The sequence below is a fragment of the Brevibacterium salitolerans genome (assembly GCF_039531405.1).
GTDB lineage: Bacteria > Actinomycetota > Actinomycetes > Actinomycetales > Brevibacteriaceae > Brevibacterium > Brevibacterium salitolerans.
Window position 1 is genome coordinate 202060 of the sequence record NZ_BAAAPZ010000006.1, and the last position, 26239, is coordinate 228298.

At 71.1% G+C, this 26239-nt stretch carries 21 protein-coding genes and 4 tRNA genes; 12 read left to right on the top strand and 13 right to left on the bottom strand.

Annotation, left to right across the window (positions count from 1 at the left end):
- Nucleotides 1-112 precede the first annotated feature (112 nt).
- From ABD240_RS08935 to purM, 3 genes are all read left to right on the top strand, one after another.
- Nucleotides 113-670, top strand: a complete 558-nt coding sequence (locus ABD240_RS08935) for a hypothetical protein (protein WP_291795242.1) — start codon at nt 113-115, stop codon at nt 668-670.
- A 432-nt stretch (nt 671-1102) separates the two neighbouring features.
- Nucleotides 1103-2545, top strand: coding sequence for an amidophosphoribosyltransferase (gene purF / locus ABD240_RS08940; protein ID WP_344336950.1), 1443 nt, complete (start codon nt 1103-1105; stop codon nt 2543-2545).
- 2 nt (nt 2546-2547) lie between these two features.
- The gene (gene purM, locus ABD240_RS08945) at nt 2548-3633 is read left to right on the top strand and encodes a phosphoribosylformylglycinamidine cyclo-ligase (protein WP_344336921.1); all 1086 of its coding nucleotides are present in this window, start codon (nt 2548-2550) and stop codon (nt 3631-3633) included.
- A 288-nt stretch (nt 3634-3921) separates the two neighbouring features.
- On the opposite strand, the gene ABD240_RS08950 is transcribed toward purM, so the two are convergent.
- Complete coding sequence (locus ABD240_RS08950; protein ID WP_291792810.1) at nt 3922-4134, bottom strand: DUF3073 domain-containing protein; 213 nt, start codon at nt 4132-4134, stop codon at nt 3922-3924.
- Between the two features lie 203 nt (nt 4135-4337).
- Between ABD240_RS08950 and ABD240_RS08955 the strand changes: the two genes are divergently transcribed.
- A complete protein-coding gene (locus ABD240_RS08955) occupies nt 4338-5156 on the top strand; it encodes a DUF8083 family protein (protein ID WP_291792807.1) in 819 nt (272 codons plus the stop codon).
- Nucleotides 5157-5275: 119 nt separating this feature from the next.
- On the opposite strand, the gene ABD240_RS08960 is transcribed toward ABD240_RS08955, so the two are convergent.
- The 4 genes from ABD240_RS08960 to ABD240_RS08975 form a co-directional block, all read right to left on the bottom strand.
- On the bottom strand, nt 5276-6277 hold the full coding sequence (locus tag ABD240_RS08960; RefSeq protein WP_344336922.1) for an endo alpha-1,4 polygalactosaminidase: 1002 nt from the start codon (nt 6275-6277) through the stop codon (nt 5276-5278).
- 174 nt (nt 6278-6451) lie between these two features.
- Nucleotides 6452-7798 (bottom strand): hypothetical protein, encoded by a 1347-nt coding sequence (locus tag ABD240_RS08965; protein ID WP_344336923.1) that lies wholly within the window; start codon nt 7796-7798, stop codon nt 6452-6454.
- 302 nt (nt 7799-8100) lie between these two features.
- The gene (gene ybaK, locus ABD240_RS08970) at nt 8101-8598 is read right to left on the bottom strand and encodes a Cys-tRNA(Pro) deacylase (protein WP_291798970.1); all 498 of its coding nucleotides are present in this window, start codon (nt 8596-8598) and stop codon (nt 8101-8103) included.
- 150 nt (nt 8599-8748) lie between these two features.
- Entirely contained in the window at nt 8749-9108 is a 360-nt protein-coding gene (locus ABD240_RS08975; RefSeq protein ID WP_344336924.1) for a metallopeptidase family protein, read from the bottom strand.
- Nucleotides 9109-9322: 214 nt separating this feature from the next.
- Between ABD240_RS08975 and ABD240_RS08980 the strand changes: the two genes are divergently transcribed.
- The 4 genes from ABD240_RS08980 (at nt 9323) to ABD240_RS08995 (ending at nt 9809) form a co-directional block, all read left to right on the top strand.
- A tRNA-Glu gene (locus tag ABD240_RS08980) sits at nt 9323-9395 on the top strand.
- Between the two features lie 40 nt (nt 9396-9435).
- Nucleotides 9436-9509 (top strand) — tRNA-Asp (locus ABD240_RS08985).
- A gap of 75 nt (nt 9510-9584) precedes the next feature.
- Nucleotides 9585-9657, top strand: a tRNA-Phe gene (locus tag ABD240_RS08990).
- A gap of 75 nt (nt 9658-9732) precedes the next feature.
- Nucleotides 9733-9809: transfer RNA gene (locus ABD240_RS08995), tRNA-Asp, on the top strand.
- A gap of 171 nt (nt 9810-9980) precedes the next feature.
- On the opposite strand, the gene ABD240_RS09000 is transcribed toward ABD240_RS08995, so the two are convergent.
- Both ABD240_RS09000 and ABD240_RS09005 read right to left on the bottom strand, forming a co-directional pair.
- Nucleotides 9981-11468, bottom strand: a complete 1488-nt coding sequence (locus ABD240_RS09000) for a hypothetical protein (RefSeq protein WP_344336925.1) — start codon at nt 11466-11468, stop codon at nt 9981-9983.
- A 275-nt stretch (nt 11469-11743) separates the two neighbouring features.
- Entirely contained in the window at nt 11744-12373 is a 630-nt protein-coding gene (locus tag ABD240_RS09005) for an IMPACT family protein (RefSeq protein ID WP_344336926.1), read from the bottom strand.
- A gap of 313 nt (nt 12374-12686) precedes the next feature.
- Here ABD240_RS09005 and ABD240_RS09010 point away from each other — a divergent pair, with 313 nt between their 5' ends.
- The 3 genes from ABD240_RS09010 to ABD240_RS09020 all read left to right on the top strand — a co-directional run bounded on the left by ABD240_RS09010 (nt 12687) and on the right by ABD240_RS09020 (nt 16252).
- Nucleotides 12687-14036, top strand: a complete 1350-nt coding sequence (locus tag ABD240_RS09010) for an aspartate aminotransferase family protein (protein ID WP_291798961.1) — start codon at nt 12687-12689, stop codon at nt 14034-14036.
- A 240-nt stretch (nt 14037-14276) separates the two neighbouring features.
- Nucleotides 14277-14996 carry a GOLPH3/VPS74 family protein gene (locus ABD240_RS09015; protein ID WP_291798959.1) on the top strand — a complete coding sequence of 240 codons (720 nt, stop codon included), beginning with the start codon at nt 14277-14279 and terminating at the stop codon, nt 14994-14996.
- 17 nt (nt 14997-15013) lie between these two features.
- The gene (locus ABD240_RS09020; protein WP_344336927.1) at nt 15014-16252 is read left to right on the top strand and encodes a cation:proton antiporter; all 1239 of its coding nucleotides are present in this window, start codon (nt 15014-15016) and stop codon (nt 16250-16252) included.
- A gap of 130 nt (nt 16253-16382) precedes the next feature.
- Here the strand turns inward: ABD240_RS09020 and ABD240_RS09025 are convergent, their stop codons facing one another.
- From ABD240_RS09025 to ABD240_RS09035, 3 genes are all read right to left on the bottom strand, one after another.
- Nucleotides 16383-18014 (bottom strand): amidohydrolase, encoded by a 1632-nt coding sequence (locus ABD240_RS09025; RefSeq protein ID WP_344336928.1) that lies wholly within the window; start codon nt 18012-18014, stop codon nt 16383-16385.
- 228 nt (nt 18015-18242) lie between these two features.
- Complete coding sequence (locus ABD240_RS09030; protein WP_344336929.1) at nt 18243-20006, bottom strand: thiamine pyrophosphate-dependent enzyme; 1764 nt, start codon at nt 20004-20006, stop codon at nt 18243-18245.
- Between the two features lie 460 nt (nt 20007-20466).
- Entirely contained in the window at nt 20467-21654 is a 1188-nt protein-coding gene (locus ABD240_RS09035; RefSeq protein ID WP_344336930.1) for an MFS transporter, read from the bottom strand.
- Between the two features lie 368 nt (nt 21655-22022).
- On the opposite strand from ABD240_RS09035, the gene ABD240_RS09040 reads away from it, so the two are divergent.
- Entirely contained in the window at nt 22023-22820 is a 798-nt protein-coding gene (locus ABD240_RS09040; protein ID WP_344336931.1) for a lysophospholipid acyltransferase family protein, read from the top strand.
- A 162-nt stretch (nt 22821-22982) separates the two neighbouring features.
- Here ABD240_RS09040 and ABD240_RS09045 read toward each other — a convergent pair whose 3' ends face one another.
- From ABD240_RS09045 to ABD240_RS09055, 3 genes are all read right to left on the bottom strand, one after another.
- Complete coding sequence (locus tag ABD240_RS09045) at nt 22983-24161, bottom strand: alcohol dehydrogenase catalytic domain-containing protein (protein ID WP_344336932.1); 1179 nt, start codon at nt 24159-24161, stop codon at nt 22983-22985.
- 93 nt (nt 24162-24254) lie between these two features.
- Nucleotides 24255-25022 carry a hypothetical protein gene (locus ABD240_RS09050; protein ID WP_344336933.1) on the bottom strand — a complete coding sequence of 256 codons (768 nt, stop codon included), beginning with the start codon at nt 25020-25022 and terminating at the stop codon, nt 24255-24257.
- Nucleotides 25023-25329: 307 nt separating this feature from the next.
- A complete protein-coding gene (locus ABD240_RS09055) occupies nt 25330-26019 on the bottom strand; it encodes a LysE family translocator (RefSeq protein ID WP_344336934.1) in 690 nt (229 codons plus the stop codon).
- Between the last annotated feature and the right edge of the window lie 220 nt (nt 26020-26239).

Here is a 26239-nt window from a genome sequence, read left to right on the forward strand (position 1 = left end):
GACGTAACTTGTGGTCCAGCGGGCTGCCGCACTCCTCCTGGGCTGAGAGGCCTCCACCGGGGCACCCACTAGACTGGATCGGCATTGCAGGCAGCCGGCGAAGCGGGAGCTCATGGACGACAACAGGGACCGGATGACGGACGAGCTCGAGGTCGAGGTCCGTCGCAGCCCCAAGTACTCGATGTTCATCATCATGGGTGTCCTGGTGGGGTTCATCGCGGCGGGGATCCTCTCCGTGCTGCCGGTGGACACCTCGGACCTCACCGCCGACTACTCCCAGGGCGCCGTGCTGGGCATCCTCATGATGCTGCTGGGCATCGTGGGGGCGGCACTCGGCGGCTTCGTGGCCCTGGTCATCGACCGGCGCAACCTCAAGAAGGCCCGCCGGTACACGGTGCAGGCGGAGTATGTGGCACGCCGCCGCACGGCAGCGCAGAAGGCGGAAGCGGAGCAGAAGGCCGAAGCGGAACGGAAGGCCGCAGCGGAACGGGCCGCCGCCGAGGACGCACAGGTCGCCGGAGCGCCATCCGCCGGGGCCGTGCAACCCACAGCGGCAGGGCCGGCAGCCGGAGCCGCGGACACCGCCGCCGAGGCCGCGCGGCAGGCAGGGACCACGTCCGCGGAGGCGACCGGCACCTCGGGCACCCCGCCGGAGGAGCTCCGCTCCTGAACGCGGACGCACACCCGCGGACCCGGCGACGGGGCCCGCCCCTGGGCCCGGTGACGGGTCCTCCCGCCCGCATCTATGTGGGCGGGAGAGCCCATACGCGGTGTGTCGGAACTCGAAGCCCCGCTCACCGGCCGTGCCAGTCACGTATATGTGTGCGGGCGAGTCCGTACGCGGGGTGAGCCCATACGTGGATGAGCCCATATGCGGGCGCGGCCCCATGCGCGGCGCGAGCACTCCGTGCACCCGGAGGCGGCGGAAGCGGCCCGGACACGGTCTCACGCCCGGACGCGTCGGTAGGGGCGCGAGGGAGTGTGGAACAATGTCCCCGTGCCAGCAGTGAATCTGTCCCGAACGGACCGCAGCCCTCACTCCGACCCCTCCGACCGTGCTTCCGGCTCCCGGAAATCCCCGGAATCCCCTGAACTCCCCGACCTGCCTCCCGGCGAGGAGTGCGGCGTTTTCGGCGTCTGGGCGCCCGGCGAGGAGGTCGCGAAGCTCACGTACTTCGCCCTCTACGCACTGCAGCACCGCGGTCAGGAGTCCGCCGGCATCGCGGCCAGCAACGGCGAGCAGATCCTCGTCTACCGCGACATGGGGCTCGTCTCCCGCATCTTCCGCGAGTCGGACCTGCAGACGCTGCCCGGCCACATCGCCGTGGGCCACACCCGCTACGCCACGACCGGGGCCTCGGCCTGGGAGAACGCGCAGCCTACCCTGGGACCCACGCCCTTCGGCACCCTGGCACTCGCCCACAACGGCAACCTCACCAACGCGGAGACGCTGGAGACGCTCGCGGATTCGGCGCGGGACCACCACCGGCAGACCGTGGCCGAGGCGACGCAGAAGACCCATCGCACGCGCCCGCACCGCGACTCCTCCTCGGACACCTCGCTCATCACGGAGCTGTTCGGCTCCGCCGGCGGGCAGACGCTGCTGGAGTCCGCACAGGAGCTCCTGCCCACGCTGGAGGGCGCCTTCAGCCTCGTCTTCATGGACGAGGGCACGCTCTACGCCGCGCGCGATCGCCACGGCGTCCGCCCGCTGGCCCTGGGCCGGCTGGAGCGCGGCTGGGTGGTCGCCTCGGAGACTGCGGCCCTGGACATCGTGGGCGCGAGCTTCGTCCGCGAGGTGGAGCCCGGCGAGCTCATCGCCATCGACGAGGACGGCCTGCGCTCCTACCGCTTCGCGGAGCCCGACCGCGCCCACTGCGTCTTCGAGTACGTCTACGTGGCCCGCCCGGACAGCGTGCTGGCGGGCCGCACCGTCCACACCGCACGCGCGGACATGGGCCGGGCACTGGCTCGTGAGCATCCGGTCGACGCCGACCTCGTCATCGCCACGCCTGAGTCCGGAGTGCCTGCGGCGGTAGGCTACGCGGAGGAGTCCGGCATCCCGTTCGGCCAGGGCCTCATGAAGAACGCCTACGTGGGCCGCACCTTCATCCAGCCCACGCAGTCGCTGCGGCAGCTGGGCATCCGCCTCAAGCTCAACCCGGTGCGCGAGAACATCGAGGGCAAGCGGCTCGTCATCATCGACGACTCGATCGTCCGCGGCAACACCCAGCGGGCCGTCATCCGCATGCTGCGCGAGGCCGGCGCGGCGGAGGTGCACGTGCGCATCTCCTCGCCGCCGGTGAAGTGGCCGTGCTTCTACGGCATCGACTTCGCCACGCGCGCGGAGCTCATCGCCAACGGGCTCTCCGTCGACGAGGTCGCGAAGTCCCTGGGCGCGGACAGCCTGGGCTACATCTCGATCGACGGCATGGTCGAGGCCACGCGCCAGCCGGCGCACACGCTGTGCACGGCGTGCTTCTCCGGGGAGTATCCGATCCCCGTCGAGAACCCGGGATTCGAACTCACACGCAGGGGGTGCTGACCATGGCAGATCACGAGACCACATACGCCTCCGCCGGCGTGGACGTGGAGTCCGGGGACAAGGCGGTCGAGCTCATGAAGGCGGCCGTGGCCGCAACCCACACGCCCGAGGTCGTGGGCGGGGTGGGCGGGTTCGCCGGGCTCTTCGACGCCTCGGCGCTCAAGGACTACCGCCGCCCGCAGCTCGCGACGTCCACGGACGGCGTGGGCACCAAGGTGGCGCTGGCGCAGCAGCTCGACATCCACGACACGATCGGCCACGACCTCGTGGGCATGGTCGTCGACGACATCGTGGTGCTGGGTGCCAAGCCGCTGTTCATGACGGACTACATCGCCTGCGGCAAGGTGGTGCCGGAGCGCATCGCGGCCATCGTCCGCGGCATCGCGGAGGCCTGCCGGAGTGCGGGTGTGGCCCTGGTGGGCGGCGAGACGGCGGAGCACCCCGGCCTGCTGGGCGTCGACGAGTACGACGTCGCCGGTGCGGCCACCGGTGTGGTCGAGGCGGACCAGGTGCTGGGCGCGGACCGTGTGGTCGCCGGCGACGTGCTGGTGGGACTGCCGGCCTCGGGCCTGCACTCCAACGGCTACTCGCTGGTGCGCCGGATCATCGCCGATGCCGGCTGGTCCCTGGGCCGCGAGGTCCCGGAGTTCGGCCGGACGCTGGGGGAGGAGCTGCTCACCCCCACCCGTGTGTACACCGGTCCGCTGCTGGCCCTCCTGGAGGAGCTGCCCGGCGCAGTCCACTCGATCTCGCACGTGACCGGCGGCGGCCTCAGCGCCAATGTGGCCCGCGTGCTGCCGCGGTCCACGGTGGGCGTCATGCGCCGCGACTCCTGGCAGATCCCGCCGGTGTTCTCCGTGCTGGGCGACCTCGGCGGAGTGCCCCTGCTGGACCGGGAACGGACGTGGAACCTGGGCGTGGGCATGGTGCTGGCCGTGGACGGGGCCCGGGTGGACGAGGTGCTGCACGCCTATCCCGGCGCCTGGGTGCTGGGAGACGTGCGGACGGACGACGGCGCGTTCACCCGCGAGGAGGCCTATGTGCGCGGTGCCAAGGGCGTGGACGCCGGTGGGGCCATCCTGGTCTGAGCGGCCCACGGCCTCGGCGGCGTCGCTTGAGAGGCCATTCCGCCGAGGCCCTTCGCCGCGGGTCCGCGTCATGGGCTGACCGTGCTGCCGAGGGGCGGCGTCGGTGCCCGGCGAGGGCCGTGCGTCAGCGGGCGGTCCGGGCTCCGGGGCGAATGGCACCAGGGTGAATGCGGAGAAGGGACCGGATGCGGTCCGGTCCCTTCCTCCTGCACCTGATGCTCAGCCGACCGTGACGCGATGGCCGGTGAGGCGGTGGCAACTCCGTGAGACGTGTGCAGCCTGCTGGGATCAGCGTGCGGCGTCCTCGTCCTCGTCCGGCTCGCCGTACTTCTCCGCGTAGTCGGAGTAGTCGTCCTCGAATCCGTCCGGACCGTAGCTGTCCGCGTGCGCAGCCTCTCCGCCGAGCTCCCTCTGAAGTGCGCTCAGATCTGTCTCCGGGCTGTTGTACTTGAGCTTCCGAGCGACCTTGATCTGCTTCGCCTTCGCGCGACCACGACCCACTGGCCTGACCCCCTCCGTTGCTCATCCAGGGTGGGATGAGGTCCCTGGTCTGTAATGTGCACGTACTCTGGGGGATTCTACCCGGAATGAAGAGAGGGGGCCATTCTGCCCCGGTACGAGGGTGTCCCGGCGGACGGGAGCCCGCCGGAAGGCGCACGACGCGCGGATACGGAGATTTGAGACCGGCCGATAAGCTGAGGGGCATGTCGTTCTCACGCCCGTACGAGGTCTACCTGCGCGTCTTCGAGCCGGTTTTCGCACATCCGGCGTGGGAGTCCGACGCCGTGTCCGCGAACGACGACGAGGTCCGTGAGGATCTGCGGGCCGAGGCCGACCGCCGCCTGCTCGTGCTGCCTCCGTCGCCCGTGCCCAAGGCGACGCCCGGCACGCGCATCTATCTGCCCGCCTCCGAGACCCGCGACGGGATCACCCGCGCGTGGCCCGTGCAGCAGGAGGTGCTGTCCTGGGGTGCTCTGCAGGAGCTCGAGGAGAACGTTCCCCCTGCTCTGCTCGACCCGCTCGTGCCCCGCGGGGTGCGGCGCGAGGCTGCGATCGAACGCATGTCGTGGCTGCGCGAGGAGCGCGGTGACCGGGTGTTCTCGCAGGTCTCGGCGTGGACCGTGCCGTTCCAGTGGTGGCTCGCGTTCGACGACGAGGAGGACGAGGTCGTCGAGGACGAGAGCGAGGACGGCAGCCTGCGGGTGCGGGTGAGGTGCGATCTGGTGCGCAGCTCCGCGCGGGTGGACTGGACGCGGGACATGCTCGCGGAGAAGGGTGTGCCCTCCGGTGCCAGCGCGGTGGTGGGGGAGTTCAGCGAATGGCTGGACGGCTTCGACGTGAATGCGGTCCTGGAGCTGGATCTGGGTGGGCTGTCCGAGGTGCACTGGCACGGTCGGATGCGCCATCTGGTGGTCGAGTGCATCGCTGCGCTGGCCGCGGGCGAGGACGACGAGGCCGGCGAGATCTTCGCGCGGTACCTCCACCAGGTCGAGCACCTGCGCCTGCTGGCCCGCTCGAACTGACGTGCGGCCGCCGGAGCGCCGGCCTGTGTTGCGGCCTGCGCCGCGGCCGGTGCGCGTCCGGGAATGAGCGAAGCCCGCAAGGTGCCCTTCAGCAGGCGGTGCCCTTCAACAGGTGCGTCTCAGCAGGCGGCGTAGACGTGGGCCTCGTCGCCGGGCGGGGTGAGTCCGCGGTCGCGCAGGAGGGTGAGCGGAGCGCGGCCGGGGGCGGCACATGCCTCCGCGAAGGTGAGTCCGGCCTCGGCGAGGGCATCTGGGTACTCGATCTGGAGGACGTGCTCGCCGTAGACGTCCGTGTAGGCCCGGCACTCGTCCCAGACGGCGCATTCCTCCGTGACGGCGAAGTCGAAGCCGAGGTCGTGCTGGGCCGTGGCGGCGACCTCGGCGGCGTTCTTCTGTCCGGCGGCCATACCCGCCGCGTGCGCCTGCGCCGTGAGGCTGCGTGCGAGCGCGCCGGCACCCGCCTCGCTGATCGCGGGGAACCGCGTCCAGGTGTCGAGGTTGTCGAACTCGACGGCGTCGAACCCGTCGTCCGCGCAGGCCGTGATCACGGGCGCGAGGTGTTCCAGGATGCCGTCGCGCTGCTCCTCGGCAGACGGGTCCAGCACGTATTCGTCCGGCCAGTCGGGGTCGCGGACGGGTTCTCCCGCGGGGGTGCGCAGGAGGAGAGGAGCACTGCCTCGGCGGAGCCGTTCCTCGTCACGGGCCAGCCACTCCGCGGACTCGTCCGGCTGGGTCTGGAAGGCGTTGACGTAGCAGACGCTGTAGGCGCCGGGCTGCGGAGCCGCGGAGGCATCCCGGACGACCACGTCGAGCGGCCGGCCGTCCGCCGTCGGGTGTGCGCCGCCGAGCTGGTAGTCGAAGACCCCGGTGGTGGGCGGGAGCGCGAACGCCCCGGGCGCAGGCGCTGTGCCCACGGATGCGGTGTTCGCAGATGCTGCGGTCTGGGAGGGGCCGGCCTCGGGCGCCGTGCCCGAGGCGTCCGAGGACTGGGCGTGTGCCGGCTGCGGGGAGTGGGAGGGGAGTGACTGCGGGGCGTTCGCGGGCTGCGCGGCGCACCCTGCGAGAGTGAGGCCGCACAGCAGAACGAGGGTGGCGGGGAGGGCGAAGACGGAGGTGGGCACGCCTCATTCTCGCAGGAGGCGGAGACGTGATGAGCCGCAGTGCCGCGGTTCTGCCGGCGCGGGAAACGGGACCGGGCGCGCAGGAACTCCACCGAGCCCCGTCGGAACGGGAGCCGATGGAGCCTCCTGCGCCGGGGCGCCGTGCTCCGGTACCGTCCTCACCGGATCACCGGATCACCGGGTGCGGCGGTTCCGTCCCAGCCCTGCGCTCATCATGAGCGTCGCGCCGCCCAGGGCCAGCAGTCCGGCGCCGAGCGCGAGTCCGGTGAGCTCCGCTCCCGTGCGGGGCATCGAGCTGCCGCCGGCCTCGGATCCGCCGCCGTCCTGTGCGCCGGTCACCTCGAAGCCGCCGGTGAGCGTTGCGAAGCCGGGGCAGCGCACGGTCACGTCGTAGGCGCCGGTGTACAGGTCCGGCCGCGACGTGTCGAGACCGTAGATGAGGACGGCGCCCGCACCGTCCTCGTCGAGCTCCCGGGTGTCCTCGTATGCGACGACGTCCGAGTCCTCCGCGGCGGTGACCGTGAAGGTCGCGAGGTCACCGGGTGCGCAGTCGCTGACCGCGAGGGTCACCCCGCCGTTCTCCGCGTCCACGAACCTCTCGGCGCTGATCGTCGTCGGATCCACCGTGAGGCTCGGTTCGGTCTCCGGCTCGCCGGTGGGATCGTCGCCCGTGATCGTGAACGCGGTGCGGGCGAGCACGCTGGGGCCCTCCCCGCTCTCCAGGACGGAGAGCTCGACCTCGCCGGGCTCCGGTTCCACCCCGTCCGGACGGACGGAGCCCGTGAGCACGCCGTTCGCGTCAGCGGTGAGCTCCTCGAGGTAGAGGGTGCCGGAGGTCGTGTAGGCGGCGGTGGCGACGACCTCCTGATGTGGTTCGAACCCTGTGCCGGAGAAGCCCAGCCCGTCCGCCTCGAGCTCCGAGACGCTGATCGTGTCCCGATCGGTCTGGACGCGGGGTTCGGCGGGAGCCTCCTCCTCCGTGAGGGTGAGGTCTGCCGCGGCCACCAGTGCGCCGGAGGCGTCGCGTACCTCCACGGTGTGCGTGCCGGGGATCGCCACCTCGGTGGTCGCAGGGTGGAGCTGGGCGGCTGCTCGGCCGTCCGCATCGGAGTGCAGGCTCTCCGGCCGGACGCTGTATCCGCCGTCGGCCGTGACCTGGACGGTGTATGCCGTGTCCGGGTCGAGCCCCGTGGCCTCGGCGGTTACGCCGTCCTCGAGGAACTCGATGTCGGTGAGCGTCGTGGGTGAGACGGTAAGCGCCGGTTCTGCGGCCTCTTCCGTGCTGTCCTCCGTCGCCTCCTCCGTGCTCTCCTCCGTGGGTTCTGCGCTCTCGTCGGGCGGGTTCCCGGCGTCGTCCGTGGGGGTCGCCGTGTCCTCGGTCCCGTCTGCGGGCGGAGCCGTCTCCTCCGTGGCCGAGGTCGTCTCCGCGGGAGCGGGTGCCGCCGATGCGGCTGCGGCGCCGTAGCCGGTGAAGGTGAGAGCGACCGCGACGGCGAGGACTGTGCTCTTCAGGGTTCTCATCGTTCTGCCTTTCCGGGCAGCGGATCGTCCTGGCGGGTGCGAAGTCGTCGCCGACACCGGTGCCGGCCGGGCATCCCGTGCGATCCGCGGTCCTTCCGACGGTAGCCCGGGAACACGGGTGCGTCCTGCCTTCGGTCGTTCTGTTCCCGTCGATGACGAAAGTGTTCCACGGGCGTGACCGAGGTGAGACGGCGATGACACCGGTTCGTGATCGTGCCCGGGCCGCTCCCGCGTGCGTCTGCGCTGCACGTGGGGCGGGGGGCCGCGGCAGGTGAGCGGAGGGCTGTCCCCGCCCGCCGGAGTCAGTCGAGGTTGGCGATCCGTGCGACGGTGGCGTTGGTGATCATCACGAGGTCCGTGGGGCGGAGCTCGAGTTCGAGACCGCGCCTGCCGGCTGAGACCAGTACGGTCGAATGGGCGACGGCGGACTCGTCGATGAAGAGGGGGAGGGAGGCGCGCTGTCCCATGGGGCTGATGCCGCCGGTGACGTAGCCGGTGCGGCGTTCGGCCTCGGCGATGCCCGCGAGGACGGCCTTCTTGCCGCCGGCTGCGGAGGCGAGTGCCTTGAGATCGAGCTGGCCGGAGACAGGCACCAGCGCATTCACCGGCGTGGAGTCGACGAGGATGTGGAGCGTCTTCAGGACTCGCGAAGGTTCGACGCCGAGCTTCTCGCATGCCTCACTGCCGTAGCGGCGGGCGGCGGGATCGTGGTCGAACTCGTGTACGGAGAACTCGACGCCGGCGAGGCTGAGCACTCGGATTGCCGGAGTCGCTGCAGCGACTTTGGTTTGACGGGACATGATGCCGTCACGATACGAGATTCTCGGACCGTGAGCGAAATCAGCGTCATGACGGGCCTCGGACCAGGGGTTTTCCCTCGGCTCCCGACAGTGGGTGTTGCGGTGAGCGGTGTGCCGGCGCAGCAGTCCGGTGGTGTGCGCGAGCGGGTCTCAGCCCCACCCCAGCTCGTGGAGCCGGTCCTCCTCTATGCCGTGGTGGTGGGCGATCTCGTGGACGATCGTCACGAGGATCTCCTCACGCAGATGGTCTGCGTCCTCGGAGAAGCGGATGAGAGGGTGCTTGTAGAGGGTGATGGTGTCCGGCGGGACGAAGCTGAACGAGCCGGAGTCCCGTTCCGTGAGGGGGACCCCGTCGTAGACGCCCAGCAGCTCCGGCGTCTCCGGCGGGGGATCGTCCTGGACGAAGAACGCCACGTTGTCCGCGTGCCTGAGCACGCCCGGCGGGACGTCCTCGAGCGCTTCGTCGACGAGGCGGTCGAACAGCTCGTCGCTGATCTCGCTGAGGTCCATGGGAGGAGTCTAGTGAAGGTGCTCGGCAGGCCGAGCCGTGATGCCGGAGGAGGACCCCGCGGCACCTTCCGTGACGCGGGGAGGGCCGGTGAGTGACGCCGGAGGGCGGGTGAGCAGAGTCACGCGCGATCGGTGCGCTGCGGCTTTGCGCTGGGGTCATCCGAGAGGGTAAGCTTACGGAGGTCGCGAGCCGAGCAGGCACGGTGACTGCTGGGCCCCCATCGTCTAGAGGCCTAGGACACCGCCCTTTCACGGCGGCGACACGGGTTCGAATCCCGTTGGGGGTACGTGTACGATGGGTGCTCGTGCCCGCACACAAGAGAATATGGCCCTGTGGCGCAGTTGGTTAGCGCGCCGCCCTGTCACGGCGGAGGTCGCGGGTTCGAGTCCCGTCAGGGTCGCAGAGCAGTGGGAGGGGTTTCCGTGAGGAGACTCCTTCTGCTCTCCGGCCGGCATATTCGGTCCAAATTGAATACGGCTCTGTAGCTCAGTTGGTAGAGCGTTCGACTGAAAATCGAAAGGTCACCGGATCGACGCCGGTCGGAGCCACTGCACAGTTCCCCCGGTTCTCCGGGGGTCTCGTGTGCCGCACGGTGGATGTTCGCATCCTGGCCGTGCAAGCAAGGCCCTGTGGCGCAGTTGGTTAGCGCGCCGCCCTGTCACGGCGGAGGTCGAGGGTTCAAGTCCCTTCAGGGTCGCCAAACGAAAGTGCCCCGCTCTTCTCACGAAGAGCGGGGCACTTTCGCATCGCCGTTGCGCCCAGCCCCCACGCGCAGAGAGCCGGTGGGGCCACGGGCCACGCGAGAGCGGGAGCACGCCGGGGCCGGGTAAGCGCCGTGCGGTGCGTGTCGCCCGTGTGCGATCCCGCGGCCCTACGCCGAGGCCCCTGGGGCGGAACCGCTTCCGCCAGCCCCGTGTGCCGCCGTGCGCGAGCTGCCGGAATCCGCTCCACTCGAACCGTTCGCCTCGCCCTGCGACACGGAGTCCCCCGCCCCGGAACCGCTGGAGCCGGACCCGGAACCCGACCCGGCCGAACCCGAGCCGGAGCTGCCCGAACCGGACCCGGACTCGCCCGAGCCACCGCCGGTCCCGCCGGAACCACTCGAGGTCCCCGAACCGCTGCCCGAGCCCTCGGAATCCCCTTCGGAACCGCTGGTCCCGCCGTCCTCTCCGGTCGAGCCCTCGGAACCGCTTCCCTGCCCCGCGCCCGACTCACCGGTGTCCGTGTCCCCTCCGGATCCGCTGCCGGTCCCGGTCCCACTGTCAGCGCCGCCCTGGTCCGTGCCGCCGTTCCGGGTTCCGGTGCCGGTCCCGGAGTCGCTGCGGCTGCCTGCGCCGTCCCCGGAGCCGTCGTCCGCATCCGCCGAGCCGCCGGACACGGACCTGGAGATCTGCGAGGTGCCGGGCGAGATGTCGGCATCGGTGAAGGATTCGGCGATCACCACCGCGCCCAGCCCGACGCCGAACACCACGGCGCCGATCGCCACCGGGTACAGGACCCGCCTGCGCCGCAGCTTCTGCATCCAGGTCTGCGGGCCGCTGCCGGTCTGGGCGGTTTCGGTCTCTCCGGCGGCCGGGCTGTCTCCTTCGGCTGTGTCCTCACCGTCGCTCCGGCCCTGGGCAGGCCCCTCCGGGCGGCCGTCATGCACTCCCAGCGCACCGGCGCCAGTGCTGGGGAAGCGACGCACCGCGCCCTTGCGTCCGGCACCGCGGCCGGAGGCTCCCGGCTCCGTCTGCACCAGTTTGGTGCCGACCTCCTTGATCTTCTCCTTGCCCTTGTCGAGGCTCTTGCTGTAGAGCGTCACGGCGAGGGCGGTGACGATGCTCGCCACGCTTGCGCCCGCCACCGTTCCGGCCACGCCCAGCTGACCGCCGATGACCGAGGACGTGGCGGCCGCACCCGCACCGGCGAGCAGCTGCGTGACCGATATGCCGCCGTCCTTCTTCTCCTTCTTCCCCGCCTCGTCCCTCTCAGCACCCGCCTCGGCTCCGGCGTTCTCCACACCTGCGGGATCGGGCACTGCGCGGCCTCCGGCGGACGCGGGCCCTCCGGCAGCGGCCGCTCCGCCTCCGAAGTCTGATTCCGTGGCGGGGCCCGAATCCCCGGCGGGAGCCGATGCCGCAGCGGGGACGGCGGCAGCGGTGCCGCGCTGCGCCCCTATCGCACCCGTCTCCTGCGCCGCCATGAGCTCCTCGGTGATGAGAGGCAGCGTCTGCGAGGGCAGCGGCGCGGCCGCAACGGCAGAGCCGCCCGACCCGGCCTGCGTGGAAACGGCCTCATACAGGTCACGATCACGGCTCGCGCCTTCGCGCCGCGAGGGATCCCAGGCACGGGGCAGATCGTCCTGATGCGAAGTCAATGGTCCTCCAAGTGTCTGATCCGACGAGTGTCCCTCATGCCGGTGGGGGTAACCTGACCGGCCGGACGGCAGGCTGAATGGACCCTGACAGCCGTCGGCAGGCCCTCCTCCCTGATCAGCGACGACGTCCGCGACCGTGACCCAGCTGACGCTCGGGTCTCAGGGCGATCACGGGATCGCCGCGCTTCTTTCACCTGTGGGAGAGGAGCCGCCGGAGACCGCCTCGGCCCTCGCCACCGAGGACGGGACGGCACCCTGCTCCGGGTCGCGTCTGCTCAGACCCGCGCCCAGACGTTCTCACCCGCCGTGGCCTCGGCGGATCCGGCGCTGAGATCCGCGAGGGTGCGCAGGCCAGAGTCCAGCTCTGCCGGCGGGACGAACAGGGTGAGGGCGACCTCGGCCCCGTATTCCGCCTCCGTGCTCCAGCCTGCGGACCGAGCGGCGCGTTCCAGGGCCGCGGCCAGCGCGTAGTCGGCCGTGAGGGTGAGGGGAGTGCGCTCCGCGAAGGTGTCGATCCGCGCCGCGTCCGCCGCTGCCGAGGCCGCCTCTCCGTACGCGCGGACCAGCCCGCCGGCGCCCAGCAGGGTTCCCCCGAAGTACCGCGTGACGACGCACAGCACATAGGTGAGGTCTCTGCCGGTGAGCACGTCGAGGATGGGTGCGCCCGCCGTGCCCGCAGGTTCGCCGTCGTCGCTGAACCTCCGCGTCCTCGCGTCCGGATCGAGGACGAAGGCCGTGCAGTGGTGGCGGGCCTTGGGGTGCGCGGACCGGCGCTGAGCGATGAGCGTGCGCGCCTCCTCCTCGGAGGCCACGGGCGCGACGAGCCCGAGGAAGCGGGAGTGCTTGATCTCGATCTCCGCCTCCGCAGCACCCCGCAGCGTCCGGTACTCCTGCGTCTCAGCCATTCCCCGAGCCTATCTGCAGGCATGGCTTATCGGCAGGCATGGCCTGGGGCGGCCTCGGGCCTCTTGGCGGCCCCGGCCTGGAGGCGGCCCGGTCCATTTTGCAGCCCCGGCGCTCCCGGCAGATGCAGGTGCTCTCAGGGCCCGCCTCCGGAGGCCGCCGGCGCACCGTCCCGCCACGTGGAGACGAGGTGCTGAGCGGGCATCCGGCCCCCTATTGTGGACGCGTATTGTGATCGCAGTCTCCGGTCGGCGGGTGTGCCGCACGTGAGCGCTCACCGGGAGCGCGGACCGGGAGCAGGAGGAGGGAACCCCAGTGCTGGAATTCAACGAGGACGAGCTCGAGCAGCTGCGCGCGGATGCGCAGCGCGCCTACGACCTGGACCGGGCGCACGTCTTCCATTCGTGGTCCGCGCAGAAGCAGATCACGCCCATGGTGATCTCCCGGGCGGAGGGCTCCTACGTCTACGACGGCGAGGGCAGGCCTTTCCTCGACTTCTCCTCGCAGCTCGTGAACACGAACATCGGCCACCAGCACCCCAAGGTCGTCCAGGCCATCAAGGACCAGGCCGACGTGCTGTGCACCATCAACCCGGCCCACGCCAATGACAAGCGCTCCGAGGCGGCCCGCCTCATCTCCGAACGTCTGCCGGAGAACCTCAACCACATCTTCTTCACGAACGGCGGCGCTGACGCGGTGGAGCACGCCGTGCGCATGGCGCGGCTGCACACCGGCCGCCGCAAGGTGCTCTCCCGGTACCGCAGCTATCACGGCGGCACGGAGCAGGCGATCAACATCACCGGCGATCCGCGCCGCTTCCGCAACGACGCCGGCGACGCCGGGGTGGTCCACTTCTTCGGTCCGTTCCTGTACCGCTCGGAGTTCCACGCGACCACCGAGGCCGAGGAGACCGAGCGCGCCCTCAAGCACCTCCGCCGCACCATTGAGCTTGAGGGGCCGGAGACCATCGCTGCGATCATCCTCGAGTCCATCCCCGGCACCGCCGGCATCATGATCCCGCCCAAGGAGTACATGCAGGGCGTGCGTGCGCTCGCGGACGAGTTCGGCATCGTCTACATCGCGGACGAGGTCATGGCCGGGTTCGGCCGCTCCGGCAAGTGGTTCTCCTTCGAGCACTTCGACGTCGTCCCGGACCTCGTGACCTTCGCCAAGGGTGTGAACTCCGGCTACATCCCGCTGGGCGGTGTCGCCATCAGCGACGACATCTACGACACCTTCGCCGATGTCTCCTACCCCGGCGGTCTCACCTACTCCGGCCATCCGCTGGCCTGCGCCTCCGCCGTGGCGACCATCAACGCGATGGAGGACGAGGGCATGGTGGAGAACGCCGCGCACCTGGGCGAGACGGTCGTCGGCCCGCGTCTGCGCGCACTCGCGGAGAAGTCGTCCATCGTGGGCGAGGTGCGCGGTGCGGGCATGTTCTGGGCGATCGATCTCGTCAGGGACAAGGAGACCCGCGAGGAGCTGGCGCCCTACGGCGGCGCCTCCGCGGAGATGAACGAGGTGGTGGGCAAGCTCAAGGCAGGCGGCATCCTCCCGTTCGTGAACTTCAACCGCCTCCACATCGTGCCGCCGCTCAACATCACCGCCGAGGAGCTGAACGCGGGCCTCGACGTGTACGAGAAGGTGCTCACCGAGGCCTGAGCCGCGGATCTCTGCGGGCTGAGCCGCGGTCTCGCCGCGCTGCTCTTCGCCGTGTGATCAGTTCCCCCAGCCGTTTCTCGCGAAATGGCTGGGGGAACTGATCACACGGCGTTCTGCTTCGGCAGGGCCTCGGGCGATGTGCCGTACGGAGCGAGCGTACAGCCGCCGCCTCACTCCCCGGCTGGCACACTGGGTGGAGACCGGCCGTGCCCGCGCGGCCACGAGGAAAGCGAATCGACGATGCTCATCTGCGAAGACCTGTTCCTGCTGCTGACCACGGACGAGGGCGGCACCGAGCCGTGGGTCTCCTACCGGGACTACGGCCTGGCCGCCGGTCTGCTCGCAGACCTCACCCTGGCCCAGTGCCTCACGGTGGAGCCCGGCCGCTGGGGCGGCACCAAGGTGAGCCTCGCTGCTGAGGCCGACCCCGCCTCGACCGCAGCGCTGCGGGAGCAGTCGCCGCCGCTGGCGTTCGGCATCGAGGCGCTCGCGGACAGGAAGCCCACCGCCGTGAGCACAGTCGTCGTGGCCGGCTGGTTCAACCCTCGGCAGGCGATCGTCGACGGACTGACGGAGCGCGGCATCGTCGGCGTGGTCGGGAAGCGGATGCTCGGTCTCGTGCCGGAGAAGCACCCCACCCTGGACGCTCGGCCGGAGGCGGACACCCGCGCCCGGCTGCTCGCTGCGCTGCAGGGCGCCCGCCCGGCAGCGGCGGATGCGCTCATCCTCAGTGTCCTCAAGAGCCTCGGCGCGGCTCCGCACGTCCTCAAGGCGGAGCTCGAGGCCGCCGGGATGCGGCGCGGCCAGGCGCACAAGCGGATCGACGAACTCACGGAGGCGCTGCCGGTCGAGGCCTCGGCAGGTGGGAAGGCCGTGGCCTCTGCGATCGCAGGCATCCAGGCGGCGATCGGCGCGGCAGTGGCGGCGAGCGTCGCCGGAGGCGCAGCGGCCTCGAACTGAGCGGTAGCCTTCTTCTCATGCCTGAAGGCCATCTCCTCGTCGACAACCTGCTCTCCGTCTGGTGGATCCTGCTCGCGGCGGCGCTGGCCCCGGTCTGCGCGCTCGTGGTGCGGCGCCGTGTGCCGGACGTCGTGTGGCTGCTGGCGTTCGGCGTGCTGATCGGTCCGCACGCCCTGGGGCTGGCGGCGCCCACGGAGGCCGTGGAGTTCCTGCGTGAGCTGGGCATGGGCTTCCTGTTCCTGCTCGCGGGCTTCGAGGTGAGCCCCGCAGACATGCGCGGGAGGCAGGGACGGCATGCGGCTCTCACGTGGGTGATCTGCGCGGTGCTCGGAACGGCGGCCGGCCTCCTGCTCACGCAGGGCGAGGTGCAGGTCGCGATCGTCCTGGGCATCGCCTCGACCTCCACGGCGCTGGGCACGCTGCTGCCCATCCTCAAGGACTCCGGGCTCATGAGCCGCCCGCTGGGTGCGGCCGCCATGGTCCACGGTGCCTACGGCGAGCTCCTGCCCATCCTCGCGATGTCCCTGCTGCTCTCCAGCCACGGCACCTGGCAGGCAGCACTCGTGCTGCTGCTGTTCATGGCGGCCGCGGTCATCACGGTGGTGACCCCGGCGAGGATCCTCCGGCGCATTCCGCTGCTGGGCCGGGCCGTGGCGGCGGCGTCCAACACCACGATGCAGACGACGCTGCGCCTCACGGTGTTCATCCTCATCACGCTCATGCTGCTGACCGCGGTGCTCGACCTCGACGTGGCACTGGGCGCATTCGCCGCAGGTCTCCTGCTCAACGTCGCCTTCCGCGCGGTGGCGCCGGACCACGGCCAGGAGATCGCGCACAAGGTCGAGATCGTGGGGTTCAGCTTCCTCATCCCGGTCTTCTTCGTCACCAGCGGAATGGGCATCGACCTGGGCGCCGTGCTGAGCGAGTGGCCCATGCTGCTGGGCTTCGTGTGCGTCATCGCGGTGGTGCGCGGCCTCGTGGTGTGCGCACGGGAGAGGTTCACGCCCACCGGCTCCGGGCTCACGGATCCGCGGGAGCAGATCGCACTGGGCCTCTATTCCGCCACCGGGCTGCCGCTCATCGTCGCGGTCACGCAGATCGCTGCGTCCTCGGGTCTCATCAGTGCGACCACCGCCTCCGTCATGGTCACCGGCGGTGCGCTCACGGTGCTGGTGTTCCCGTTCGTCGCGGGTCTGCTGGTGAAGGAGAAGCGGCCCGAGGCGGAGGCCGGCTCCGGGACTGTGCCGGCCGACTGAGGGCAGCGGCGGACTGTGGACAAGCACGCCCCTTCGTTTCGCACCTTTCAACGGTGTGCGCACGAGCACACATGCGCACACCGTTGAAAGGTGCGAAACGTGCCTGCGCAGGCGGGCGAGGCCGCACCCCTCACAGCGCCCAGTGCGTGAACTCCCCGCCGGCCATCGTCGCGAGCACGTCGATGTCCCTGATGCGTGCGGGGTCCGCCGTGACGGGATCGTCCGCCAGGACGACGAGGTCCGCGACCTTCCCGCCCGTGAGGGTGCCCTTGAAGGACGAGTGGCCCGAGGCCTCGGCGGCGGTCCGGGTGTACGCGGCCACCGCCTGCTCCGGTGAGAGACATTCCTCTGCCGCGCCCATGACGTCACCGGTGCCGGTCGCCCGGTCCACGTAGGCCTGGATCCCGCGCAGCACGGCACCGTCCGCGCAGGGGCGGTCCGAGGAGCCCGGCATCATCACGCCGGCGTCCGCGAACGAGCGCGCGCGGTAGAGCAGCCTGCGGCGCTCCGGCCCCAGCGAGCGGTTCATGCCGTCGCCGATGTCCCTGGCGAACGCCGCCTGCGGCGTCACCGCGATGCCGTACTCCGCGAGGGTGGGCAGATGCTCGTCATGGACCACCGCGGCGTGCTCGATCCGGTTGGGGTGGGCGCGAGGGCCGTAGGTGTCGATCGCCTCGACGATGGTGGCGACGGCGTGGTCCACCGCGAGGTCGCCGATCGCGTGCACGGCCACCGACCAGCCGGAGCGGTAGGCGTCGAGGGTGAGGCGGCGGAGGGCCTCGGCGTCGTCCTGCAGGTATCCGGCGGTGTCGCGGCCGGCGTAGTTCTCGCGCAGCGCCGCGGTCTCACCGCTGAGGGCACCGTCCATGAAGATCTTCACCGGCCCCAGACTCAGCCATTCGTCGCCGAACCCGGTGCGCATGCCGGTGTCCAGGCCGATCCCGTAGTCGTCCGCCTCGTGCGCGCTGATTCCGTGGAGCCCTGTGGCCATCGGCATGAGCTGGGCCCGGGCGCGGAGCAGCCCTCGTTCGCGGGCCAGCTGGTAGGCGTGGAGCTCGATGGGGGAGTGGCCGATCCAGCCGGCGAAGATGCCGCACTCCCCGAAGCTCGTGATCCCCTCCCGCGCGTACTGCGCGGTGGCGAGGTCCAGCGCGTGCACCAGCGTTTCGAGCGAGTAGGGGCGGATGAGGTCCTGCACCAGCTCCTGCGCCGTCTCCTCGACGAGCCCGGTGGGGTTCCCTGCCGCGTCGCGGACCACTCTGCCGCCTGCGGGATCCGTGAAGCCCGGTTCCAGGATGCCCGCCAGGCGCATCGCCGCGGTGTTGACGATGGCGGAGTGCCCGGACTGCTGGCGCAGGAACAGCGGCCGCCCGCCCGTGATCCTGTCGAGGACGGCGAGGTCCGGGTAGGCGCCGCCGTAGTCGCGGTGCCCGTAGCCGGTCGCGCTGACCCATTCCCCGGCAGGCACCGCCGCCGAGGCCGCCTCGAGCTTCGCGTACACCTCCGGCAGGCCGCCGGGCAGGGCGGTGCAGTCCACGCTCGCGAGGGTGAGACCGTACCAGGCGGTGTGGCAGTGGACGTCGTTGAAGCCGGGCAGCACCGCGGCGCCGTCGAGGTTGATGCGCCGGCGGGCGTTGAGGCTGCGGACGTCCGCGTCGAAGCCCACGATGCGGCCGTTCCACACCCCGAGGGTCCGGGCCGCCGGCTTGGAGTCGTCGATGGTGCGGATCCGTGCGTTGTCGAGGATGAGGTCGAGCATCATGCGCTCACTCTAGGGCGCGGGGAGGCGCGGCGCTGCTGCGGTTCAGCGCCGGTAGACGCGGCTCAGCGGTGGCGCGGTGTCTCCGCCTCCCACAGCAACCCACCCCGGAAACGCACTCTGCCACCCACCTATAGGTGGGTGGCAGAGTGCGTAAGGGGTGTGAAGCTGCATGCAGGGCGGTCGGAGGCGTACGTCCTCCCACCTGCGGGCTCCTCCACCTCCGAGCGCTCACGTCCGCGGCAGGCGCACCGTGGGATCCGTCCGGATGTGCAGCAGCGCCGGACCCTCGTGGGCGAGGGCCTCTGCGAGGGTGGGGGCGAAGTCCTCCGTCCGCTCCACGGTGTATCCGCGCCCGCCGCACGCCCGCGCGTAGGCCGCGAAGTCCGGGTTCGTCATGCTCGTCCCGGACGGCCGGCCCGGGTACTCCCGTTCCTGGTGGCCCACGATGGTGCCGTAGACGGAGTTGTCGTCGACGATCACCGTGATGTTCGCGCCCTCGTGCACCGCCGTGGCGAACTCCTGGCCGTTCATCATGAAGCAGCCGTCCCCCGCCAGTGCGATGACGGGTGCTTCTGGCCTGGCCAGCGCCGCCGCAACCGCGGCCGGTGTGCCCATGCCCATCGCGCCGTTCTTGGGTGCCAGCACGCGGGAGCCGGCCTGCAGTGGCCAGTACCGCAGGGCCCACGCCGAGTAGTTGCCCGCGCCGTAGGCGAGCGTGAAGGCCTCCGGCAGCACGGCTGCCGCCTCACGATAGGCGCGGTCCCGGTCGAGGTACTCCTCGCTGCGCTCGCCGCCGACCACCGTGGTCCGCCACTCCGCGTAGCGGACGCGGAAGGGCGCGTACCACGCGGATTCCGCTGCGGCCGGCTCTTCCGCCTGTGCAGCCGCCGGCCGGTTCTGTTCGTTCTCCGCCAGCGCTGCGACGAAGGAGTTCACGTCTGCGGTGATGAGCGTGTCGAGCGGTCCGAAGTGCCCGTGGGCATCCGGATCCGGTCCCACCACGATGGTCGTCCGCGGCTCCGTGCCGATCGAATACGAAGCGCTCATCACATCGGAGCGGACGCCGCCTAGGTAGAGCTGGAGATCCGCGGCGTCGAAGGCTTCGCGCGTCCCGGCGAAGCTCGAGTAGCCCAGCGGTCCCAGGAACGCCGGGCTGCGGTGGTCGACGATGTCGTGTGCGCGGAAGTCTGCGATGATGCCCACGCCGCGGGCCTCGGCCCATGCCGCCAGTGCCTCGCCGGCCTCCGCGGTCCAGCCCTCGCCGCCCACCACCACCGCGGGGCGAGCTGCCGCGGCGATGGCGGCCTCGACCTCGGCGATGCCCTGCGGTGCGGGTGCGGACACCGGGCGAGGTGCCACCACGGGAGAGGTCGTCAGCTCCAGCAGGCGCTCCTCCGGCAGGCCCACCACCACCGGTCCGGGGCGTCCGGACGCGGCGGTGTGGAAGGCGTCCGCGACGATGCGGGCCGTGGAGTCCGGGTCGTCGACGATGAGCACCTTCTTGGCGGTGGAGCCGAACCACGCGGTGATGTCGAACTCCTGGAACGCCTCCCGGCCGCGCTGCTCCGTGGGGATGAGGCCGGAGAACAGCACCAGCGGAGTCTTGTCCTGATACGCCGTGTGCACGGCGATCATGGCATTGGCCGCCCCCGGTCCGCGGGTGACCATGGCGACGCCGGGGCGACCGGTGAGGCGGGCCTCGGCCAGCGCCATCCAGCCGGCGCCGCCCTCCTGGCGGCACACCACGGTGCGGACGGGGGAGTCGTAGAGGCCGTCGAGCACGTCGAGGTAGGACTCGCCGGGGACGCAGTAGACCCGTTCCACCCCCTGCTCCTCGAGCTGGCGGACGAGGAGGTGGCCTGCGGACCGTGCGCCGGATGCGGCCGGGGAAGCTGACACGGCCGCATCCGGCGCGGACGCCGGGGAGGCCGCGGAGGAGGGTGTGGATGCGGAGGAAGCCGTGGATGCGGAGGCGGGTGTGACTGCGCTCATATCCCACATCTATCACGCGGCGCGGACGCGAAGGAGGGTGTGTCTGCGGGGTGGACCCGGCTGGGGCGCGGTGTGAGGCGGGTGGTGTCATCCGGCGGGGCCCGGAAACGGACGCAGCCGCCCACATATGCGTGGGCGGCTGGGACGCTATGCGGTGTGGCCTTCGGGAGGGCCCCGGAAACGGGCGTTCCCACCCACTCATAGGTGGGTGGGAACGCCGGTATGAGGTGTGGGCCGGCTTTCCCTCTGTGCGGTGCGCGGACTCGGCCCCACGCTGTGCGGGCGCAGGTGTGCGGATCCGGAGGTGCGGGCGGCTGTGCCGACACGCGGCGTGTGAACGGCAGCGCCGATGTGCGGCGCAGCGCCGCACATTCGGAGAGGCGAAACAGCCCCGCCGCTCAGGCCCAGTCCAGCTCCGCCCCTCAGCCCACTGACGCTCGTTCGGGCCCAGACCGACCGCTCAGCCGAGGTCGACGACGGAGCGGCTGCGGCCTTGGCCCAGGCGGATCGCGATGAGGAGCACGGCCGTGCCCGCCAGCGCCAGCAGCACGCCCACCGCGGAGGGTGCCCGGTAGCCCCAGCCCGCCGTGATGACGACGCCGCCCAGATAGGCGCCCAGCGCATTGGCGAAGTTGAACGCGGCGTGGTTCATCGCCGCGGACATGTTGGGTGCGTCGCTGGCCTCGCGCAGCAGCCGCGCCTGCAGCCCCGTGGTGAAGAGGCTCATCGCGATCGCGTTGAGGAACATGACGGGCAGCACCAGGTACCAGATGTGCGTGAGGAGCGCCGTGAGGGTGAGCAGCACGGCCATGCCGAACACGCCGGCCAGCGCGGACTTGTCGATCGAGCGGTCGATGCACGGGCCCGCCACCAGCGAGCCCACCGTCATCCCGCAGCCGTACAGGACCAGCACCCAGGGGAGCAGGTTGGGCGAGATGCCGGTGACCTCGGTCATCGTGGGGGTGATGTAGGTGTAGAAGGCGAACGAACCGCCGAACCCGATGGCCCCGGCCGCCAGCGGCAGCCAGATCTGCGGGCGCGTCATGGACGCGAGCTCCACCCGTGCGGACGCCCCCGGCCGGGCCGGCACGGAGGGCAGGTACGTCAGCAGCCCCACGATCGTCACCAGCCCGATCACCGCGACCACCAGATAGGCCGAGCGCCAGCCGAAGTGCGTCCCCATCCAGGTGGCGGCCGGCACGCCCACGATGTTCGCGATGGTCAGCCCCATCATCGTCCGGGCGATCGCCGTTCCGGACCTCTCGGGCTTCACGAGGCTGGCGGCCACCACTGCGGCGATCCCCAGGGTGACTCCGTGGGGCAGGCCGGTGAGGAACCGGGCGATCAGCAGGGTGAGCAGGTTGGGCGCGATCATGGTGAGCAGGTTGCCCACCGTGAAGATCCCCGCGCACATGAGGAGCAGGCGCTTGCGGTCCATCCGCGAGGTGAGGGCCGTCAGCACCGGTGCGCCCACGACCACGCCGATCGCATAGGCGCTCACCGCCCAGCCCGCCTGGGGGTTGGTGACGCCGAGGTCCTCGGCGATCCACGGCAGCAGGCTCATGGAGGCGAACTCCGTGGTGCCTACGGCGAACCCGCCTGCGGCGAGCGCCGTGATCGCCATGGGCGTGGAACGTGCACGGGGCATGGTGGGTCCTCGCGAATCGACGGTGGAAGGGTTCGAGTCTAGGACCTGGGAGGGGGCGAGCACAGGCTCTCGGGGGTGCTCGTGACAGGACTCACCCGGCCCGAGGCCGGCTCCGGTCAGCGATGCGGGCCGGCCTCGGGGTGCGTCGTGGCTCGTGCGGCCGTGCGCGCGGCGGCGTGTGCGGGTGGGTGCCTCGGCCTCGGGTGCGGACGTGCGGAAGCCTCGGGTCCGGATGTGCGGAACAGGCCACGAGACGGGAGGATCCGTCAAGCCGGCGCTCAGGTGGTTACCATGATCCATGTCGGAAGCCCGTCCACTCGCGCGTACGCATGTGTACGGCCCACCCAGTGAGGACCTCCCCGAGGATTATGAGCGAAGAGAACGAACCCCAGAACGGCGTCGAGCCGGAGACCGGCCGGCCTGACGGCTCTGTGGGCAGCGGCCTGGCGATCCCGGATCCGGAGCCCACTGTCGCAGGGCTCTCAGCGGAGGAGACCACTCTCAAGTTCCGTGCCGCCCGTTCGCTCTTCCGCGGCTCCATCAGGGCCGCCCACCGCCCCGTGGTCACCGGGACGCGCAACGTGCCCAAGCACGGCCCGGTGATCATCGCGAGCAATCACCGCTCCTTCGCGGATTCGATCTACCTCTCTGCACTGTCGCCGCGCCGCGTGAGCTTCATGGCGAAGGCCGAGTACTTCGAGGGCCGCAACCTGGGCAACAGGCTGGTGGGCGGCTTCATGTCCGCGGTGGGTGCGTTTCCCGTGGAACGCGGTTCCGCCGCCGCTGCGGTGAAGGCCCTGGAGACGGGGGAGGAGATCCTGCGGGCCGGCGGCGTGTTCGGCATCTACCCGGAGGGCACGCGCAGCCGCAACGGTGAGATCGGGGAGGGCAAGACGGGGGCGGCGGAGCTCGCGATCCGCACCGGCGCGACCATCGTGCCGGTGGGCCTCGTGGGCACCGAGGACGTCATGCCCGTGGACGCCCGGTTCCCGCAGCCCAAGAGCTTCTCCGTCACGTTCGGCAAGGCGATCCCCGCACCGCAGCGGCAGCACCCCGCCGGGAAGCAGCGGAAGGACCTCACCGAACAGATCATGGCCGCGATCCGCGCCCTCGTCGCCGAGGCCGAGCACGAGCGCGAAGCTCACCGCAGCAAGCGCCGCCGCTGAGGTTCGGGGGTCTGCAGTTCTCTTCTGCGGCCCACTCTGCAGGTTACGTCTGCGTAGCGGCCGCCCAGCACGGCCGCTACGCAGACGTAACTTAGGGGTGTGGGTGTGGGAAGGCCCCCGGGTTGCCTGCGGAGGCGTGCTCGCAGATCTGCGGGGACCGGCTCAGTCGTCGAAGAGGATGACCTGCCGCACCGCACGGCCGTCGGCCAGTGCGTCCAGCGAGGCGTTGATGTCCTCGAGCCGTATCCGTGAGGAGATGAGCTCCTCCACCGGCAGCCGGCCCTCTCGCCACAGCCGCTCGTAGACGGGGATGTCCCGGCTGGGCACTGCCGAACCGAGATAGGACCCCACCACCGTGCGGGCCTCGGCGGTGAGGGTGAGCGGGGTGATCGAGGAGACGGCGTCCGGGGCGGGGAGGCCCACGGTGACCGTGGTGCCGCCGGGTGCCGTGGCCTGAAACGCGGTCTCGAAGGCGCGCGGGTGTCCGGCCGCCTCGACGACGACGGGTGCCTTCACCCCCTGATCTGCGACCTCGGCCGGGGTGTGCACCGCATGTGCGCCCAGCTGGGAGGCCCGCGCCAGCTTCTCCGGGTTCGCGTCCACGCCGATCACACGCCCCAGCCGCAGCGACAGCGCTGTGAGCAGTGCGGCCATGCCCACGCCGCCCAGGCCCACGATCATGATGTCGTCCCCGTCTGCAGGCTTCCCCGCGTTGAGCACGGCGCCGCCGCCGGTCAGCACGGCACAGCCCAGCACGGCTGCGATCTCCGGCGGCACGTCCGCGCCCACCGGCACCACGGAGCTGCGGTGGAGGACGGCATGGGTGGCGAAGCCGGACACGCCCAGGTGGTGGTGCATGGTGCCGGTGCCGAGGTCCGGGCCGGAGCCGGTGCCGGAGCCGTCATCAGAGCCGGTGTCGGCGGAACCCGTGCCCGAGGCGCCGTGCAGCCGCACGTGCCCGCCCACCAGCGTGCCCGCATTGTTCACCGCGCTGCCGGGCGTGCAGGGCAGCTTGCCGTCGGTGAGACAGGCGGCGCACTCGCCGCAGCGGGGGAGGAAGACGGTGGAGACCTGCTGTCCCGCCTCCAGGTCCGTGACGTTCGCGCCCACCTGTTCGACCACTCCGGAGGCCTCGTGCCCCAGGAGCATGGGTACGGGGCGCGGCCGGTTGCCGTCCACCACGGAGAGGTCGGAGTGGCAGAGGCCGGCGGCGCGCACGCGGATGAGGACCTCGTCCGGCCCGGGAGCATCGAGCTCCAGTGTCTGCAGCTCCAGCGGCTCGGACTCCGCGTAGGGCCGGGGGCGGCCGATCTCTGTGAGCACTGCGCCGGTGATCTGCACGGCTTCTCCTCTGCGACGCTGGGTGAGGTGCCTGCGGTGCCTCCGCGGGCCGGTCCCCATGATAAGGCTTACCGGCGGGCCGGACGGATCAGCTCAGACCAGCGGAGCCTTCCTGAGCATGCTGCGCCCCACGATCCAGAGCACGAGGCCCACCATGCACATGGAGCCGAACAGCAGGCCGCCGAACACGCCGCCCAGCACGCCGAACACCCCGAACACGATGCCCTGCGCGCTGACCGGCGGAGCGAGGACGGCGTCGACGGTGTCGGACGTGTCCGAGCGGTTGACCTCTGCACTGCAGGTCACGGTGTACGTGCCCGCCTCGCCCGCGCTGAAGCCCCCGTGTGAGCGGTAGCTCCTGCCCTCGAACGTGAAGGAGGAGCTCAGGTGCGAGCTCAGCTGCTGTGGGTCGGGCCCGTCGACCTCGCAGGCGCGCCCGAGGTCGGGTGAGACCGGCGTCGGCGAGTTCGGTGGAGGAGTGCTGCTGCCCGCGCTGCCGCTCGCGCCGTTGCTGCCCGCGCCGGAACTGCCGGTGTCGCCGGAACTGCCCGGGCCGGAACTGCCGCCCGGACCGGAACTGCTCGCGCTGCCGGGATCTCGTGCGTCGCGGTCCGTCGCCGCAGCGTAGTAGAGGCGCTGCTCGCCCGCCTCCAGCTGGACCTCCGTGGGCCCCTCGATCGGCACCGCCTGGTCTCTGATGGAGGCGACGCTGCGGAAGTTCATGATCGCGACGATCACACCCACCGTCACCACGACGAGCACGAATCCGCCGCCGATGAAGAAGAGGAGCCGACCGGCAGTGCGCAGACGGGCACCGGGGCGAGGCCCGGGAGAACGGGAACGTGCGTCAGCGGACTGCATGCCGCCAGTGTTCCAGAACCGCCGCCTGCCTCGCCGCCGCCGGCTGTCCCAAGACTGCCACGTGCACCACGTGCAGCAGATGCAGCACGGGCAGCGCCCGCCGCGCCCAGCACGCCGCACACCGCCGTGCGCCTCGCACACCGCCGTGCGCCCCGGACACGCCGTGCGCCTCGCACACCGCCGTTGACCTCGAGGCCGGCCCAGCTCGTCGATGTCACCGCGCAGTGCGGCCGAAGCGCAGTGCGGCCGAAACACAGGGTGACCGATACGCATGGCGGCCGAAACCGCGCACACCGAGGCCGCCCGCTCACGCGCCCGCGAGCAGGAACCCTCCGATGCCCACCAGGCTCGCGCCGGCCACGGCCTCGGTCCTCCGCGCGACCTTGGGACGCTGGAAGAGACCGCCGAGGCTGGAGAGGAACAGGACGAGGAGCACGTACCAGACCAGCGCCATCGCCACGAACATCCCGGCGAGCACCAGGTGTCCGGCGACCGGTCCCAGGGCGCTCAGCTCGAACTGCGGGAACAGCGAGATGTAGAACGCGGCGAGCTTGGGGTTGAGCAGGTTGGAGAGGAGGCCCTGCCGGAAGCTGCGGCCGCGCGAGGAGGTGGGGGTGACCGCGCTGACCATCTCGATCGTGCCCGTGACCGGCTCCGCGTCCTCACCGGTGCGTGCGGCCTCGGCAGCACTGTCCTTCGCCTCGCGGCGCAGGCGCATGTACGACCGGAACGCCTGCACGCCCAGGAAGAGGAGATAGATCCCGCCCGCGATCTTCACCACGGTGAACACGCCGGAGAAGTTCAGCAGCAGGGCGGTGATGCCAAGCGCCGCGCCGGTGGCGACGATCGTGTTGCCCACCATGATCCCCGTCGCCGTCCAGCGCGCACCGGAGCGGCCGCCCTTCGCGGCATTCTTCAGCATGAGCATGAGGTCCGGTCCGGGGACGATGAGGATGACGACGGTCGCCAGGGCGAAGGCGAGCAGCTGTTCGGTCATGGCGGTTCCCTTCCGAGGCGCGGAGCAGGACGGTGCGGGGGTGCACGGAGGCGGGTGGGCCGGGGCGGTCGGAGGGCCGCCGCCGGGGCCGGGATCCGGCCGGGCGACGGTCACGCCTGACGGCGGGGCGCCGCCACGGCCAGAGCACACAGTAGACGGTGGCGGCCCCGCAGTCATCCCGCGTTCGGGGCGCGGACGCGCAGTGTCACGGTGACCTTCC

Excerpts from the sequence above, each read along its gene's own strand:
- ABD240_RS08935 (WP_291795242.1), top strand. The coding sequence starts at position 113 with ATGGACGACAACAGGGACCGGATGACGGACGAGCTCGAGGTCGAGGTC.
- ABD240_RS09020 (WP_344336927.1), top strand. The coding sequence starts at position 15,014 with ATGCCTGAAGGCCATCTCCTCGTCGACAACCTGCTCTCCGTCTGGTGG.
- ABD240_RS09035 (WP_344336930.1), bottom strand. The coding sequence starts at position 21,654 with ATGCCCCGTGCACGTTCCACGCCCATGGCGATCACGGCGCTCGCCGCA.
- ABD240_RS09050 (WP_344336933.1), bottom strand. The coding sequence starts at position 25,022 with ATGCAGTCCGCTGACGCACGTTCCCGTTCTCCCGGGCCTCGCCCCGGT.
- ABD240_RS08965 (WP_344336923.1), bottom strand. The coding sequence starts at position 7,798 with ATGAGAACCCTGAAGAGCACAGTCCTCGCCGTCGCGGTCGCTCTCACC.
- purM (WP_344336921.1), top strand. The coding sequence starts at position 2,548 with ATGGCAGATCACGAGACCACATACGCCTCCGCCGGCGTGGACGTGGAG.
- ABD240_RS09030 (WP_344336929.1), bottom strand. The coding sequence starts at position 20,006 with ATGAGCGCAGTCACACCCGCCTCCGCATCCACGGCTTCCTCCGCATCC.
- ABD240_RS09005 (WP_344336926.1), bottom strand. The coding sequence starts at position 12,373 with ATGGCTGAGACGCAGGAGTACCGGACGCTGCGGGGTGCTGCGGAGGCG.
- ABD240_RS09040 (WP_344336931.1), top strand. The coding sequence starts at position 22,023 with ATGAGCGAAGAGAACGAACCCCAGAACGGCGTCGAGCCGGAGACCGGC.
- ABD240_RS09055 (WP_344336934.1), bottom strand. The coding sequence starts at position 26,019 with ATGACCGAACAGCTGCTCGCCTTCGCCCTGGCGACCGTCGTCATCCTC.
- ABD240_RS09025 (WP_344336928.1), bottom strand. The coding sequence starts at position 18,014 with ATGATGCTCGACCTCATCCTCGACAACGCACGGATCCGCACCATCGAC.
- ybaK (WP_291798970.1), bottom strand. The coding sequence starts at position 8,598 with ATGTCCCGTCAAACCAAAGTCGCTGCAGCGACTCCGGCAATCCGAGTG.
- ABD240_RS09015 (WP_291798959.1), top strand. The coding sequence starts at position 14,277 with ATGCTCATCTGCGAAGACCTGTTCCTGCTGCTGACCACGGACGAGGGC.
- ABD240_RS08975 (WP_344336924.1), bottom strand. The coding sequence starts at position 9,108 with ATGGACCTCAGCGAGATCAGCGACGAGCTGTTCGACCGCCTCGTCGAC.
- ABD240_RS08955 (WP_291792807.1), top strand. The coding sequence starts at position 4,338 with ATGTCGTTCTCACGCCCGTACGAGGTCTACCTGCGCGTCTTCGAGCCG.